This window comes from Caballeronia sp. LjRoot34 (assembly GCF_964253815.1).
In the GTDB taxonomy this organism is placed as follows: Bacteria; Pseudomonadota; Gammaproteobacteria; order Burkholderiales; family Burkholderiaceae; genus Caballeronia.
Genome location: NZ_CAXUSB020000001.1, coordinates 3832826 through 3847430 on the forward strand (window position 1 = coordinate 3832826; position 14605 = coordinate 3847430).

Here is a 14605-nt window from a genome sequence, read left to right on the forward strand (position 1 = left end):
GCCGCATGCGAGCATCTTTGCGGTCGCGTTCCTGATCGCTGTCCTCTCCGGAGCTTCGCTCCAGCCTTCCATGAAAACGAGCATGCAAAACAAGCTCGACCAGCTGACTACCCGGCTGGCCGAACTCAATGACCTGATGAGCCGTGAAGATGTGACCGCCGATATGGATCAGTATCGGAAGATCACGCGGGAAAACGCCGAAATCGGGCCGGTTGTGGAGCAATACGCGTTGTGGCGGCAGGCGTCGAACGACGAAACCACCGCCATGGAATTGCTCTCCGACCCGTCCATGCGCGATTTCGCCGAAGAAGAAATTGGCGAGGCGCGCGAGCGGATGGTGGCCATCGAGCGGGATCTGCAAGCCATGTTGCTGCCAAAAGATCCCAACGATGACCGCAATATCTTCATCGAAATCCGCGCGGGCACGGGCGGCGATGAATCCGCGCTGTTCGCGGGCGACCTGCTGCGCATGTATCTCCGATACGCCGAGCGCAATCGCTGGACGGTCGAAATGATGTCGGAAAGTGTCTCCGATCTCGGCGGTTATAAAGAAGTGATCGTGCGGATCGCGGGCCAGAACGTGTACTCGAAACTGAAGTTCGAATCGGGCGGGCATCGCGTACAGCGGGTGCCGGCGACCGAAACGCAGGGGCGCATTCACACGTCGGCGTGCACGGTCGCGGTGATGCCCGAAGCCGACGAAATTGGCGAAGTGGTGATCAATCCGGCGGACTTGCGTATCGATACCTTTCGCGCTTCCGGCGCGGGCGGCCAGCACATCAACAAGACCGATTCAGCGGTGCGCGTGACCCATTTGCCGACTGGGATCGTGGTGGAATGCCAGGACGACCGCTCGCAGCACAAGAACAAGGATCGCGCGCTGAAGGTGCTCGCCGCGCGGATCATGGACAAGCAGTATCACGAGCAGCACGCGAAGGAAGCAGCCACGCGCAAGAGTTTGATCGGCTCGGGCGATCGTTCGGAACGGATTCGTACGTATAACTTTCCGCAGGGGCGAATGACGGATCATCGGATCAATCTCACGCTGTATAAGCTCGACGCGATCATGGATGGCGATATCGATGATCTGGTTGCCGCGCTCGTCAGCGAACATCAGGCCGAGTTGCTGGCGGCGCTGGGCGATTCGGAATGACGACGGTCGCCGGGTTAATGCGTGCGTGTCCCCTGCCCGCGCTCGAAACGCGGATCTTGCTCGAGCATGTGCTCGGCTGGCGGCGCACCGAATTGATCACACGCGACGACGAAGAACTGGCTGAGGAGAACGTCGATCGCTTCGAAGCGCTGGCACAACGACGCGCAGCGGGCGAACCGATCGCGCAACTCGTGGGAACGCGGGAATTTTTCGGGCTTGAGTTCGAGATCACGCCGGACGTGTTGATTCCTCGGCCGGAAACTGAATTACTGGTGGAAATCGCGCTTGAACAGATGGCCGGGATCGAAGCGCCGCGAGTGCTCGATCTGGGCACGGGTAGCGGTGCGATTGCAGTAGGAATCGCATCGGCCCATCCGCAGGCGCATGTCTGGGCAGTCGATCGCTCCGCGCAAGCGCTGGAGGTTGCTGCGCGAAATGCAGCGAAGCTGCTTGATGCCGACCGACCGGGCGGTGAAATCACGCTGCTGGAAAGCAACTGGACAGACGCCCTCGATCCCGCTCTGCGCTTTGACGTGATCGTGAGCAATCCGCCCTATATAGCGCAGAACGATCCTCATCTTTCCGAAGGCGATCTGCGCTTCGAACCGCGTACCGCCCTCACCGACGAAGCCGATGGACTCGCCGCGATTAGGACAATCGTCCAGACAGCGCCGTTCCTCCTGGCGACGGGTGGCTCGCTCTGGCTGGAACACGGCTACGATCAGGCCGCAGACGTGCGCGCCCTGCTGACGGCGCGCGGCTTTTCCGACGTACGCTCGGAGCGTGATCTGGCTGGTATTGAACGTGTCAGCGGCGGATTTTTCACGGCTTGACGCGCGCGTCAACCAACTGCAGACGGGCCGCACGCCGCCCCAACCGCTTTGCGCCGCCCCGAATGAAATCCGCTATCATTTCAGACACGTTAGCGTGTGAAATTTCGCTTGAAGTAGCGCATGTCTCACTGCTCGACCCAAAATCAACCCCGCATTACAACGCATCGCAGGAAACGCCATGGATACGCAAGAACGCATCAAGGAAATCGTCGAAGGAGCACCGGTCGTGCTGTTCATGAAGGGCACCGCGCAGTTCCCCATGTGCGGTTTCTCAGGCCGCGCCATCCAGGTCCTGAAGGCTTGCGGCGTGACCGAGATCAAGACCGTCAATGTTCTCGAAGACGAAGGCGTCCGCCAGGGCATCAAGGAATTCTCCAACTGGCCGACCATTCCTCAGCTTTACGTGAAGGGTGAGTTCATCGGCGGCTCGGACATCATGATGGAAATGTACGAATCGGGCGAACTGCAGCAATTGTTCGCCGCTGCCTGAGATTGTCCGTCGCACGTCCTTCGCCCGTAGCACCCGCAGTACTCGTGCCGCGACGGCTGATTGTCGCCATCACGGGTGCAACGGGTTCAATCTATGGCGTCCGGCTGCTGGAAACGCTGCGCCGCATAGGTGGCGTCGAAACGCATTTGCTGATCTCCAGCGCGGGTTGGCTGAACATCCAGCACGAACTGGATCTCGATAAAACCACCATCCATGCGCTGGCAGATGTGGTGCACAACGTCCGCGATGTCGGTGCGAGCATCGCATCGGGATCGTTCGCCACCGACGGCATGATCGTCGCGCCCTGTTCGATGAAAACGCTGGCGAGCATCGCGCTCGGGCTATCGGACAATCTGATCACCCGCGCCGCCGACGTCGTGCTGAAAGAACGCCGCCGCCTTGTGCTAATGGTGCGTGAGACGCCGTTCAACCTCGCGCATTTGCGCAATATGACCTCGGTTACCGAAATGGGCGGCGTTATTTTTCCGCCGTTGCCGGCGTTCTACCATCGTCCGGCTTCTATCGATGAAATGGTCGATCAGACGGTCGAACGCGTGATCGACATGTTCGCGCTTGGCAATCCGATTGCGGCAGCGTGGCCGGGACTGAAAGATACGGATAATTAACAACACCGGCGACACAATTCATTGCCTCGCCAGCTGTTTATCAACGCAGCGACCATCTTTATAGTCGTGATAACCCCTCTTTCAGAGATTCGCTGCCATGACCCGCCTTCCGACCGTTTTCATTTCCCACGGCGCGCCCACGTTGCCGATCGACCCGTCGATGCCTTCCGCCGAATTCGCCTCGTTTGCGACGCGCTTCGAGCGCCCGCGTTCGATCCTCATGCTTTCGGCGCACTGGGGCACGGCACAGCCGGTTGCAAGCATCGCTGAGCAACCCGAGACTATCCACGACTTCTATGGTTTTCCACGCGCCCTTTACGAGATTCAGTACCGCGCGCCGGGTGCGCCGGAACTCGGCAAGCAAGCCGCGACGCTGCTGACCCAAGCGGGCATTCCGTCGGCGATCACTGAACACGGGCTTGACCACGGCGCCTGGGTGCCACTGCTGCTGATGTTTCCTGACGCGGGGATTCCGGTCGCGCAGTTATCCATCCAGCCGCGTCTCGATCCGGCTCACCACTATCGCGTGGGCCACGCGCTGCGAGCACTAAGGGATGACGGCGTGATGATCGTGGGCTCGGGACAGATCACGCACAATCTGCGGACCGCGGATTTCAGCGCGCGGCCGGAAGACGCCGATCCGCGCGTGACCGAATTCACGGACTGGTTTGAGGATCGACTGGAGAAACGGGATATCGAAGCCTTGCTGGACTATCGGAAGCAGGCGCCGCACGCGGTGCTGATGCATCCGACCGATGAACATTTGCTGCCGATTTTCGGCGCGCTAGGAGCCGCCGGCGACAATTTCGAACTCGGTATTCAGTCGCTCGGTACATTTCAGAAAACGTTGGCCATGACAAATTACGTTTTCAGCGACGCCTGAATCCCCACAAAATGCGGCGATTTGCCACGAACAGAAATAAAGAACCCGCTTGATTGCTCAAGCGGGTTTTTTTAATTGAGATAGCGGGGTTTTACGAGCCGGCTATCACGCACCGACTTCGGCGAGGATATCTTCGTCGCTTTCGCGTTCATCGAGATATTTGGTCCGATACCCGGTTTGCACGCCCCAATAATAAAACGCCAGCGCCATGACGGCCACCAACGCCATATCCCAGCCGTACGGCAATAATCCGCGTCCGCCGAATTCCTTGCTGCCGATGAGCGAAACAAGGGCCATCGCGGGCAAATACACGATCAGCCACCACGCCGCCTTCAAGTCGTCGCCCCACTCGTGGAAACCCGTCTTGAACTGATAGTAGAAATACACCGGCAACGCGACCACCATCAACAGGATGATTTCGCCGGTCAGCGGCCACTTGGCCCAATACAACACCTCGGACGCGCACACGAATGCGAACGGCGCGATGATGCTCATGCCTTTGATCATCAGCGGCCGATGCAGATCCGTGGCCGCGCGGCGCAACGCCATCAGGCTCACCGGGCCGGTCAGGTACGAAATCACGGTCGCGACCGAAATCACCGCCGCCAGCGAGCTCCAGCCGCGGAAGAAGAACATGAAAACGAACGCGACGCCGAGGTTGAAGAACATTGCCGGACGCGGCACACCGTAAAGCGGATGGACGTAGCCCAGGATCTTCGGCAGCGTGTTGTTGCGCTCCATTGCGTAAATCATGCGCGAGGTGGTCGCCATGTAGGTCGTGCCGGTACCGCTCGGGCTGACAAATGCATCGACGTAAAGGAGAAACGCGAGCCAGTTGAGGTTAAGCGCCAGCGCGAGTTCCGCGAATGGCGATGCGAAGTTGAATTGGCCCCAGCCTTTCAACACGTCGCCAGGACTAACCGCGCCGATATACGCCACTTGCAACAATACATAAATCACGAGTGCGAGCAGGATCGAGCCGATCACGGCGAATGGAATACTCTTCGACGGATTACGCGCTTCTCCAGCGAGATTCACCGGACTCTGAAAACCGTTAAAGCTGAATACGATTCCGCTGGTAGCAACCGCAGTCAGGACTGCGGACCAGCCGTAAGGCGCGAAACTCGAACTCGTACCAAAGTTCTCGCTATGAAAACCGGTCAGCATAAGACCGAGAATAGTCGCACCGGGAATAATGAACTTGAATACGGTAATAGCGGAATTGGCGCGGACGAATAATTTAACGCCCCAGTAATTCAGGAGGAAATATACGATCACTAATAATGCCGATAAACCGAGTCCGACCGGCGTTAACGATCCATCGACAAAAAGTGCATGGGCCCATTGATACGGCCAGGTACTCATATATTGAATCGATGCTTCCGCTTCAATCGGAATCACCGAAACGATCGCAATCCAGTTTGCCCAGGCACTGACGAATCCAACCAGCGCGCCATGTGAATAGCGTGCATACCGGACCATTCCGCCAGACTCCGGAAACATTGCGCCCAGTTCGGCATAAGTCAGAGCAATGGCAAGTATGACGACAGCACCAATAACCCATGCGACGATAGCCGCCGGACCTGCAATCTTGGCTGCTTTCCAGGCGCCGAATAACCAGCCCGAACCAATGATGGAGCCCAGACCGGTCAGCAGCAGCGCAACCGGCCCAATGTTCCGTTGAATAGAACTTTTCACACCATCTCCTTCAGTCAGAAAACTTTCAAATACCTTATGCGGGATAATACGGAGCCAGAGCTATATTCATGCCCTGCCCCAACGTGGCGCGTAGTTTAACGGGTGTGCCGGCATAACGCTCTATCTGTTACGACTGAGGTTTGGACGAGTCCGACTCAAGCAGAAAACATCGATCGAAAGATTTGTAATATGACGTTAGGATGTCGCGAAAACATCTCAAAAAACCCCGGTTTACAGTCGGATATTATTTGACCTTGGGTTTGATTCGCCGTATAAACCTTCTTGCAGGATTTCAAGTGGCGAGTGAATTGGTCTTTCGTAGTTCGCCCATCACGGTACTCCGGTTGTCCCATTGCCCCTTCCTTGATTTTCATGCACATTCGGGCTTCGGCCTTATTCAACATCTTTAGGAACAAGTAACATGGAAACCGGTACCGTCAAGTGGTTCAATGACGCAAAGGGCTTTGGCTTCATCACGCCGGACGGCGGCGGCGAAGACCTGTTCGCACATTTCTCTGAAATTCGCGTGGAAGGCTTCAAGACGCTTCAGGAAAACCAGAAGGTAAGCTTCGAAGTGAAGACGGGCCCGAAGGGTAAGCAAGCTGCCAACATCAAGCCGGCCTGAGTTTTATTGCCGTTTGAATAGCAGAGAAAACCCCGCATTCGCGGGGTTTTTCTTTTGCATCGCGGGTTTATCAGTAATTAATGAGAAATTACTTTAAATGACTGACCGGACGGTGATAGCAAGCAATACCGATCGGCGAAAACTCAGTCACCGTTCACTTACCGATCAGCCGAATAGCCGGCGCGCATAAATACCGAGTCCGGTCGCCACGCTGGCCAGCCGGTCGCCAAACACGGCTTCAGCCTCCGGGAACGCATTGGAGAGCGATTGCGAGAGAAAACCCAGACCGGTCGATCCGCCGGTGAAGTAGATCGCGCCCACATCCTGGGGCGCAACGCCCGCGCGGTGCACCGTTTCCCGCGCCGCCGCCACGATCCGCCGCGTCTCTTCCAGGCCCGCGTCGATAAGCTGCTGTTCGTTGAAGCCAATACGCAGCGCCTCTTCTACCTCCTCCATCCCGATAGTGGTCTCACCGCCCGCCGCCACTTCGATCTTCGCGGCCTCCGCGTGTGACGCCAGCGCATGTCCAAGACGGCGCTCGACCACGCGCATCAGGCGGTCATGGTGCTTTGAGTCGCTATAGAGATGCCGCATCAATTGCAGCTCGTTGACGCGTTTCGGCCCGTAAACGGTGTTGATCAGATGCCAGGTCGCCAAGTCGAAATAGACGCGGTTCGGCACTTCGCGGCCTTCCGGCGCTATCGACTGATAGCCGAGTTCGCGAAGGATCGTCGCGAGCTCCACACGGCGGTCGAAATCCGTTCCGGCCACGTGGACGCCGTAATGCGCGAGCACGTCGTCTTTTCGCGACAACAGCTTGGCGCGCGCCGGCCCGACCCGCACCAGCGAAAAATCTGACGTGCCGCCGCCAATATCCGCGACCAGCACCAGCCCTTCCTTCGTCAGGCGCGCTTCGTAGTCGAAAGCGGCGGCAATCGGTTCGTACTGAAAGTGGATATCCGTCAGACCAATGGCTTGCGCCGCGGCCTGAAGCTGGTTCTGGGCGAGCTGATCGGCGCGCGGATCGTCATCGACGAAAAATACCGGGCGGCCCAGCACCGCCCGCGTGATAGGCGTGCTGGAAACGGCCTGCGCCTTCTGCTTCAGATGCTGCAGGAACAGCGTGATGACGTCGACGTAGCGGATCGCGGAACCGTCGCCCAGGTCCGTACTCGTCTCAGCCAGCGGCGAGCCGAGAATGCTCTTCATGGAGCGCATCAGGCGGCCGTCGAAGCCGTCGATGTAAGACTCGAGCGCGGCACGCCCGTAGGCCTGCTCGTCCTCGTCCGTGTTGAAAAAGACAGCGGTCGGCAGCGTGGTGGCACTGCCTTCGACCGGCGCGAGCCGGATCGATGCCCCGTCGGGCAATGCGACCGCTGAATTCGACGTGCCGAAATCGATCGCGCAATAGGTCATGAGGTGAGCGACGGCAGCGTGAACGCGGCCGACGTCGCAAACAAAAAGTGGAGCGCGTTTTTAGCACGTAACGCGCAGTACATCAACAACCAATCAAAAACATGGCCGGGGGAATGGATTTTGCTCGAAAACCCGGTAATTAATGCTCTGCCGGAGGCGCGTGCAGCCGGTTATTTCCACGTCATAGGCCAAACGCATGAATGACGCTACGACCATCCGCACGATTGAAGGAGAAAAGGAAGCGCCGGCGAGGATCATTGAAACCGATCTGCCCGGAAGGCTCGATCGGCTGCCGTGGGGCCGCTTTCATACGCTGATCGTGCTGGCGCTCGGAATCACGTGGCTGCTCGACGGGCTTGAAGTGACGCTCGCAGGCGCAGTGGCCAGCGCGTTGAAAACCAGTCACGTGCTGAAGTTTTCGAACGCCGATGTCGGGTTCGCCGGTAGCGCCTACATTGCGGGTGCGGTGATCGGCGCGCTGGGTTTCGGCTGGCTTACAGACCGGCTCGGGCGTCGCAAGCTCTTTTTCATCACGTTGTTTTTGTATGTAGCGGCCACGGCGGCTACCGCCGTTTCATGGAATCTCGCGAGTTTTGTGCTGTTTCGCTTCCTGACCGGCGCGGGGATCGGGGGCGAATACACAGCGATCAATTCCACGATCCAGGAGTTCACCCCCGCCCGCGTGCGCGGCTGGACGGACCTGGCGATCAACGGCACGTTCTGGGTGGGCGCGGGATTGGGCGCGGCGGGTTCGATCGTGCTGCTCGATCCTGGCTTGCTGCCGCCCGATTACGGCTGGCGGGCGTGTTTTCTGATCGGCGCAATCCTAGGATTGCTGATCCTTTTCATGCGCATGTGGGTGCCCGAAAGTCCACGCTGGCTGATTACGCACGACCGTGTGGATGAGGCGAAGGAGATTGTGGAGGGCATCGAGGGGAAGTTTCGCGAACATGGCGTGACATTGCCCGCCGATCCCGTCAAACCGCTGCGCCTGCACGCCCGCGATCACACGAAACTCAGTGAAGTGTTCCACTCGCTGTTTCATTCGCATCGGCGGCGCTCACTGGTCGGGTTGACGCTGATGACCGCCCAGGCGTTCTTCTATAACGCGATCTTTTTCACCTACGCGCTGGTGCTGACCGATTTCTACGGCGTGCCGGGGGATCACATCGGCTGGTATGTGTTGCCGTTCGCCGTCGGCAATTTCCTCGGGCCGATCATGCTCGGCAAACTCTTCGATGTCCTCGGCCGGCGCAAGATGATCGCCTTCACCTACGGTATGTCGGGTGTTTTGCTGACCATCAGCGGATATATGTTCGAGCAGGGCTGGCTGACGAGCACCACGCAGACTATTTCCTGGATGGTGATCTTCTTCTTTGCCTCGTCGGCGGCGAGTTCGGCGTATCTCACCGTCAGCGAAACCTTTCCCCTCGAGATTCGAGCGCTGGCCATCGCGATTTTCTATGCCTTCGGGACGGCGCTGGGCGGCATTGTGGGGCCGGCGTTGTTCGGCCGGTTGATAGACACACATCAGCGCGGCGCGGTGTTTGTGGGCTATCTGATCGGCTCTGCGCTGATGGTGCTGGCGGCGGTTGTCGCGGGAATCTGGGGGGTATCGGCGGAACGCAAGTCGCTGGAGGACGTGGCGCGGCCGTTGTCATCGGCGGAGGGGGATTGAGCGTTTCCTGCGCGTTCCTGTAGCCAAAAATAAAAACCCCCGAAACGTCGAGCTTCGGGGATTCAGGGACTTCGCGGCAATCGATTTGGATCCTATCCGACAACCGCGCTAGTCCAGCATGTCCAGCTTGCTCAAACCGCTTATTTGAACGCCTTGCCCCAAGCGCCATCGAACGCGATTTCGCCCATCGGCGCACGCGAGCGCGGTGCGTTTTCACGCTCCAGCAGAACTTCGTCGAGCAAAGCGGGATCGCCGTGATGTCCCAGCGCGATCATCGCGATCACTTCTACATCGTCCGGCGGCGAGAAAGCCTCGCGGAACGCGTTGGTATCGAAACCGGCCATTTGGTGCGCGACCAGACCGAGCGCGTGAGCCTGGAGCGTCAGCGACAAACCCGCCGCGCCCGCATCGTACGGAGCCACGCGGTTCACATCGCCCTTAGGCGTCAAGGTCTTCGCCAGCACGCAAATCAGCACGGGTACGTTCGCGTTCCAGCCCTGGTTGAACGGCACCAGCGTGGCGAAAGCCTTCTGGAAAGCGGCTTCATCGTGGTTACGATCGAAGGTCAGGAAACGCCACGGCTGCATGTTGTACGAAGACGGCGCCCAGCGCGCGGCCTCCAGCACGCTATGCAATTGCTCGCGGCTTACCGCCTTGTTCGATATCGCCCGCGGGCTCCAGCGGCCGGCCAGCAGCGGATCGATTGCGACTTCAGTAGGTGCGATTTTTTCGGTCATGCGGCAGTCCCTGGTTGGTTGATCCGGACAGCGTGCGCTCACAGGCACGCTGCAAGACCATAAGAATAACCAAGCTGGCAAACCCGCGCTGCGAGATTGAATTCGCGACTCCACCGGCACGCCGGCGAGCGGCCGCTGCCTCTCTGCCGCTGTCAGGTCGCCACCGCCTGTAGTGAACGCGGCGCCTTGTTGATCCGCAAGACCATCACGGCGGCGACAATACACAGGCTGCCGGAAATCATCGTCGCGACGGTGTAGGTGCCGAGACTCGCGCGCAGCATGCCGCCGCCAAGCGCCGCGAACGCCGCGCCGAGCTGATGCGCCGCCACGACCCAGCCAAACACGATAGGCGCCGACTCCTTGCCGTAGACATCGGTAGCGAGCCGGACGGTCGGCGGCACGGTTGCCACCCAATCCAGCCCGTAGAACACCGCGAAGACCGGCAGTCCATAGAAGTCGATACCAAACGCGTGCGGCAGGAACATCAACGACAACCCGCGCAAGCCGTAATACCAGAACAGCAGCACGCGCGCGTTGAAGCGGTCGGACAGCCAGCCGGACAGCGTGGTGCCGAAGAGATCGAAAATGCCCATGGCGGCGAGAAGACCCGCGCCCTGCACTTCGGTCATGCCGTGATCGGCGCACATGGCGATCAGATGCGTACCGATATACCCATTCGTACTCGCGCCGCAGATAAAAAAGCTGCCTGACAGCAGCCAGAAATCACGCGTCTTGCTTGCCATGCCCAACGTGCCGAAAGCGAGCTTGATCGGATTCTTCTGCGCGACGGGAACGGGCGGCGGTGCATCGGCGGCTTCGCCGAACGGGCGCAGCACGAGATCGGCGGGACGCTCCGGCAGCAGCCACGCCACCAGGGGCAACGCCACCGCCGCAGCCGCCGCGACGACCAGCACCACTGGACGCCACCCGAAACGCTCCGCAATAGCAGCGAGCACCGGAAGGAACACAAGCTGGCCGGTGGCCGAACTGGCGGTGAGAATCCCCATCGCCAGTCCGCGATGCGTCGTGAACCAGCGATTCACCACCGTGGCCGCCAGCGTCATGGCAGCGACCCCGGTAGCGCCGCCCACCAGCACGCCCCACACCAGGATCATTTGCCAAGGTGCGGTCATCAGCGCCGACAACGCCACGCCTGCCGACAGCGTCCCCAGCGCGACGAGCACCGTGGGGCGCACGCCGAAGCGCTGCATTGCCGCGGCGGCGAACGGCCCGGTCAGGCCGTATAGCGCCAGGTTGATGGAGATCGCGAGGGAAATGGTCGCGCGGCTCCAGCCGAATTGCTGTTCGAGCGGCAACATCATGACGCTGGGTGTCGCACGCGTGCCGGCCGCTGCGAGCAACACAAGAAACACGACCCCTACCGATATCCACGCGTAATGCATGCGGCCCGAAAGCCGCCTGGCTGCCCAATTCATCCCTTCGCTCCGGTTTCTTCTGGTTATCTTGCAACAGCGTTTCGACCATGTTTCGACGAACGTTACCGCCCAGTCACATTTAGGTTGCGAGCTTAGTGACTGCTCGGTAACATGTCAAGAATCCCTTCGGAAGTAAAGGACATGCCGTGGTACGCGTATCGAATGAAGACACTGTCACCGATAAAAAAACCGTCCGCCGGCATATGGACGGCGCCACCGCGCAGGAGCAATTGCTCGACGCCGCGGAGCAGCTGTTTTATCGCGACGGCATTCGGGCGATCAGCGTGGACGCTGTGGTCGAACGCGCGGGCGTGAACAAGATGAGCGTGTACCGGCAGTTTTCGTCGAAGGACGATCTGGTGGTGGCGTATCTCACGCGCATGGACGCGCGCTTTCGGGAACGGGTCGAACGCAGTATCGCGAAGCATCCGGATCAACCGGCGAAGGCGCTTGTGCAGAGCATTACCGACCTTGTCGAGCGGGCATCGAATCCGGATTATCGCGGCTGTCCGTTCGTGAACGTGGCCTGCGAATTCGCGGATCGCGAGCATCCGGCGCGGGTATCGGTGGCACACAACAAGCAGTATCTGATGGCCCGGCTGCTGGAATTATCGACTGCGGCGGGCGCGGCCGACCCTCAACTTCTCGCCGATTCCCTCGCGTTGCTGATAGAGGGCATATACGCCGCGAGTCAGACGTTCGGCCCCGGTTGCGGACCGATGCGCGCAGCGCCCGCCGCGGCCGCGTTGCTCGTGCAAGCCGCGTGCGGTGAAGACAGGATTGAACTGTGAACGAAGAGATTATCGATTCAACGCGGAATTGGCTCACGCGGGCAGTCATTGGCCTGAACCTGTGCCCGTTTGCCAAATCCGTGTATGTGAAGGACCAGATCCGCTACGCCGTCAGCGAAGCGCGCACGTTCGAAGAGGTGCTCGCCGATATCGAAACCGAACTGAAGTATCTGGCGGACACCGATCCGGAAAAAACCGATACAACGCTGTTGATCGTCCCGCACGCGCTCGCCGATTTCGCCGACTACAACGACGCCCTTCATTTCGCCGATACCCTCCTGAGACAACTCAAGCTGGAAGGTGAACTACAGATCGCGAGCTTTCATCCGAACTATCAATTCGATGACGCCGAGCCTGACGACATCGAAAATTTCACGAACCGCGCGCCGTACCCAATCTTCCATTTGCTGCGTGAGGCAAGCATTGAACGCGCAGTGGAAGCATTCCCCGACGCCGCCGATATCTACGAGCGCAACATGGCCACGCTACGCCGTCTCGGCCACGCAGGCTGGCTCGAACATCTGAAACGCGACGCAAGCGTCAAGCCATAGCGTCAAGTCGTAAAGAACCGCTCGCGCATCTCTTCCAGACCGAGCGTTTCGAGCACATCGGACAGACGCTGCGCCGGTTTTCCGCGCGGCAGATCCTTGAACTGCGCGATGATCAACTCGTTTTTCATCGAGTGCTCCCAGCCGACAAGTTCCGTCACGCTGACCTGGTACCCATGCGATTCCAGTTGCAGGCAGCGCAGCACATTCGTGATCTGGCTGCCGAATTCGCGCGTATGCAGCGGATGCCGCCACATCTCCGTCAGCACGTTCTTCGAAAGCGAATGCCCTTTGTTCTTGCGTAGAACCGACGCCACTTCGGCCTGACAACACGGCACCACCACAATGGTTTTCGCTTTCTTCTGCAAAGCGAAATGAATCGCGTCGTCGGTCGCGGTATTGCATGCATGCAGCGCCGTGACGACATCCACGGTTTCAGGCAAACGGTCTGACGTAATCGATTCGGCCACCGATAGATTCACGAACGACATACCCTCGAATCCCAGCCGCGCGGCCAATTCCTCCGACTTTTCGACTAGCTCCGAACGCGTCTCAATGCCAAAGATATGTGACCGATCGCGCAGAGCTTTGAAGTAGAGATCGTAGAGAATGAAGCCAAGGTAAGACTTGCCCGCTCCATGATCGACCAGCGTCACCGAACCGTCTTTTGCATGAATTTCCGCAAGCAAAGGTTCGATGAACTGAAACAGGTGATAGACCTGTTTCAACTTACGGCGGCTGTCTTGATTCATCTTGCCGTCGCGCGTCAAGATGTGCAGTTCCTTCAAAAGTTCGAGGGACTGACCGGGACGAATGTCGTGCTTGGCCGAAGTTTCCGGCTTTTGATCGGACGAATCCGTTGATGCAATGGGCGCGTTCGGCGCCCGGGACTTCTTGGCCATCGTCTGGATACCGTAGTGATTCTGTAGGCGGGGTCACGCGGAATTTCGGCGCGAAGTGTGCGCTAACCGCTGGTTGTATCGATGTAAATCGGCAAGTTTACCCAAAAGCGCATAGACGCTCCCGCATGACGCAGCATCGGGAACTGTCGGAGGTTTCGAGTCTCCTCAACAGGCACTGAGGAACCCCGGTTTTTGATGGAACATTTCGTGCATTTAGAACGGGACAACCAACGGGATGGACGGATATTACGGCGGCACAAGGCCGCGACTTTTATAGCAGGACCCCTGGTAGCAAGGCAGGCGCGACCAATTAAGACCTCCGCAACGCTCGAGGCCATGCCGGTGAAACACACCGGCGAACGTCGACGCACGGCCTGTTACGTAACACCTAACGCACACGGCATGTTCCCACAGGGAACGCGCGAACAAAATGAGGACGGCGATGGACCCAATCCGAGACAGTAAAGCCGAACAGCAGTTTCAGGAAATGCTTGCAAAGCTCACGTCAATGCCCGAGTGGAGCGAAAAGCAGCAACTTGAACTCGAAATGGCCCGAGAAATTTCCGGCGAAATGTTGCGGCTCGCGGAAGTCATGCGCGACGGCACCACCGACATGGAAACGTGCCTGACCATGCTCAAGTACGCGAAAGTGATGGATTTCGTGTTGACAACCCTCGCCTCGCGGCGCGAGATTGCGCCGCAGACGCTGCGCGTAATCTTCAAGCTCGCCGGGCTGAAAGTGGACGAGGCTTATCCTGGTTGAACGGTTGCTTGCATACTGGTTGTACG

Annotated in this window: 16 protein-coding genes; 11 read left to right on the forward strand and 5 right to left on the reverse strand. The window is 59.0% G+C overall.

What is annotated here, in order from left to right:
• Positions 1–70 precede the first annotated feature (70 nt).
• The 5 genes from prfA (at position 71) to ACSQ36_RS17185 (ending at position 3985) form a co-directional block, all read left to right on the forward strand.
• On the forward strand, positions 71–1153 hold the full coding sequence (prfA, locus tag ACSQ36_RS17165) for a peptide chain release factor 1 (RefSeq protein ID WP_213768474.1): 1083 nt from the start codon (positions 71–73) through the stop codon (positions 1151–1153).
• Positions 1150–1986: a peptide chain release factor N(5)-glutamine methyltransferase gene (gene prmC / locus ACSQ36_RS17170; protein WP_436182808.1), complete on the forward strand. Its 837-nt coding sequence runs from the start codon at positions 1150–1152 to the stop codon at positions 1984–1986. The genes prfA and prmC overlap by 4 nt, the downstream gene beginning before the upstream one ends.
• Positions 1987–2164: 178 nt before the next feature.
• Positions 2165–2476 (forward strand): Grx4 family monothiol glutaredoxin, encoded by a 312-nt coding sequence (gene grxD, locus ACSQ36_RS17175; RefSeq protein ID WP_213768472.1) that lies wholly within the window; start codon positions 2165–2167, stop codon positions 2474–2476.
• A 44-nt stretch (positions 2477–2520) separates the two neighbouring features.
• Complete coding sequence (locus ACSQ36_RS17180) at positions 2521–3102, forward strand: UbiX family flavin prenyltransferase (RefSeq protein ID WP_436182809.1); 582 nt, start codon at positions 2521–2523, stop codon at positions 3100–3102.
• 97 nt (positions 3103–3199) lie between these two features.
• Positions 3200–3985: a DODA-type extradiol aromatic ring-opening family dioxygenase gene (locus ACSQ36_RS17185; protein WP_436182810.1), complete on the forward strand. Its 786-nt coding sequence runs from the start codon at positions 3200–3202 to the stop codon at positions 3983–3985.
• A 105-nt stretch (positions 3986–4090) separates the two neighbouring features.
• Here the strand turns inward: ACSQ36_RS17185 and ACSQ36_RS17190 are convergent, their stop codons facing one another.
• On the reverse strand, positions 4091–5683 hold the full coding sequence (locus ACSQ36_RS17190) for an APC family permease (protein ID WP_436182811.1): 1593 nt from the start codon (positions 5681–5683) through the stop codon (positions 4091–4093).
• Positions 5684–6104: 421 nt separating this feature from the next.
• Between ACSQ36_RS17190 and ACSQ36_RS17195 the strand changes: the two genes are divergently transcribed.
• Positions 6105–6308, forward strand: coding sequence for a cold-shock protein (locus tag ACSQ36_RS17195; protein WP_158937752.1), 204 nt, complete (start codon positions 6105–6107; stop codon positions 6306–6308).
• Positions 6309–6473: 165 nt separating this feature from the next.
• On the opposite strand, the gene ACSQ36_RS17200 is transcribed toward ACSQ36_RS17195, so the two are convergent.
• The gene (locus ACSQ36_RS17200) at positions 6474–7724 is read right to left on the reverse strand and encodes an Hsp70 family protein (protein WP_213768468.1); all 1251 of its coding nucleotides are present in this window, start codon (positions 7722–7724) and stop codon (positions 6474–6476) included.
• 3 nt (positions 7725–7727) lie between these two features.
• Here ACSQ36_RS17200 and ACSQ36_RS17205 point away from each other — a divergent pair, with 3 nt between their 5' ends.
• On the forward strand, positions 7728–7928 hold the full coding sequence (locus tag ACSQ36_RS17205; RefSeq protein ID WP_213768467.1) for a hypothetical protein: 201 nt from the start codon (positions 7728–7730) through the stop codon (positions 7926–7928).
• Complete coding sequence (locus tag ACSQ36_RS17210) at positions 7921–9402, forward strand: MFS transporter (RefSeq protein ID WP_436182812.1); 1482 nt, start codon at positions 7921–7923, stop codon at positions 9400–9402. The genes ACSQ36_RS17205 and ACSQ36_RS17210 overlap by 8 nt, the downstream gene beginning before the upstream one ends.
• A gap of 140 nt (positions 9403–9542) precedes the next feature.
• On the opposite strand, the gene ACSQ36_RS17215 is transcribed toward ACSQ36_RS17210, so the two are convergent.
• Positions 9543–10139, reverse strand: a complete 597-nt coding sequence (locus ACSQ36_RS17215; RefSeq protein ID WP_436182813.1) for a nitroreductase family protein — start codon at positions 10137–10139, stop codon at positions 9543–9545.
• Positions 10140–10291: 152 nt separating this feature from the next.
• Positions 10292–11575 carry an MFS transporter gene (locus ACSQ36_RS17220; RefSeq protein ID WP_436182814.1) on the reverse strand — a complete coding sequence of 428 codons (1284 nt, stop codon included), beginning with the start codon at positions 11573–11575 and terminating at the stop codon, positions 10292–10294.
• 203 nt (positions 11576–11778) lie between these two features.
• Between ACSQ36_RS17220 and ACSQ36_RS17225 the strand changes: the two genes are divergently transcribed.
• Both ACSQ36_RS17225 and ACSQ36_RS17230 read left to right on the forward strand, forming a co-directional pair.
• On the forward strand, positions 11779–12366 hold the full coding sequence (locus ACSQ36_RS17225; RefSeq protein WP_436183206.1) for a TetR/AcrR family transcriptional regulator: 588 nt from the start codon (positions 11779–11781) through the stop codon (positions 12364–12366).
• The gene (locus tag ACSQ36_RS17230) at positions 12363–12917 is read left to right on the forward strand and encodes a DUF1415 domain-containing protein (RefSeq protein WP_436182815.1); all 555 of its coding nucleotides are present in this window, start codon (positions 12363–12365) and stop codon (positions 12915–12917) included. The genes ACSQ36_RS17225 and ACSQ36_RS17230 overlap by 4 nt, the downstream gene beginning before the upstream one ends.
• A gap of 2 nt (positions 12918–12919) precedes the next feature.
• Here the strand turns inward: ACSQ36_RS17230 and ACSQ36_RS17235 are convergent, their stop codons facing one another.
• Positions 12920–13816, reverse strand: a complete 897-nt coding sequence (locus ACSQ36_RS17235) for a class I SAM-dependent methyltransferase (RefSeq protein ID WP_436182816.1) — start codon at positions 13814–13816, stop codon at positions 12920–12922.
• 442 nt (positions 13817–14258) lie between these two features.
• Between ACSQ36_RS17235 and ACSQ36_RS17240 the strand changes: the two genes are divergently transcribed.
• Positions 14259–14579, forward strand: a complete 321-nt coding sequence (locus ACSQ36_RS17240; protein WP_031362147.1) for a hypothetical protein — start codon at positions 14259–14261, stop codon at positions 14577–14579.
• Positions 14580–14605 lie beyond the last annotated feature (26 nt).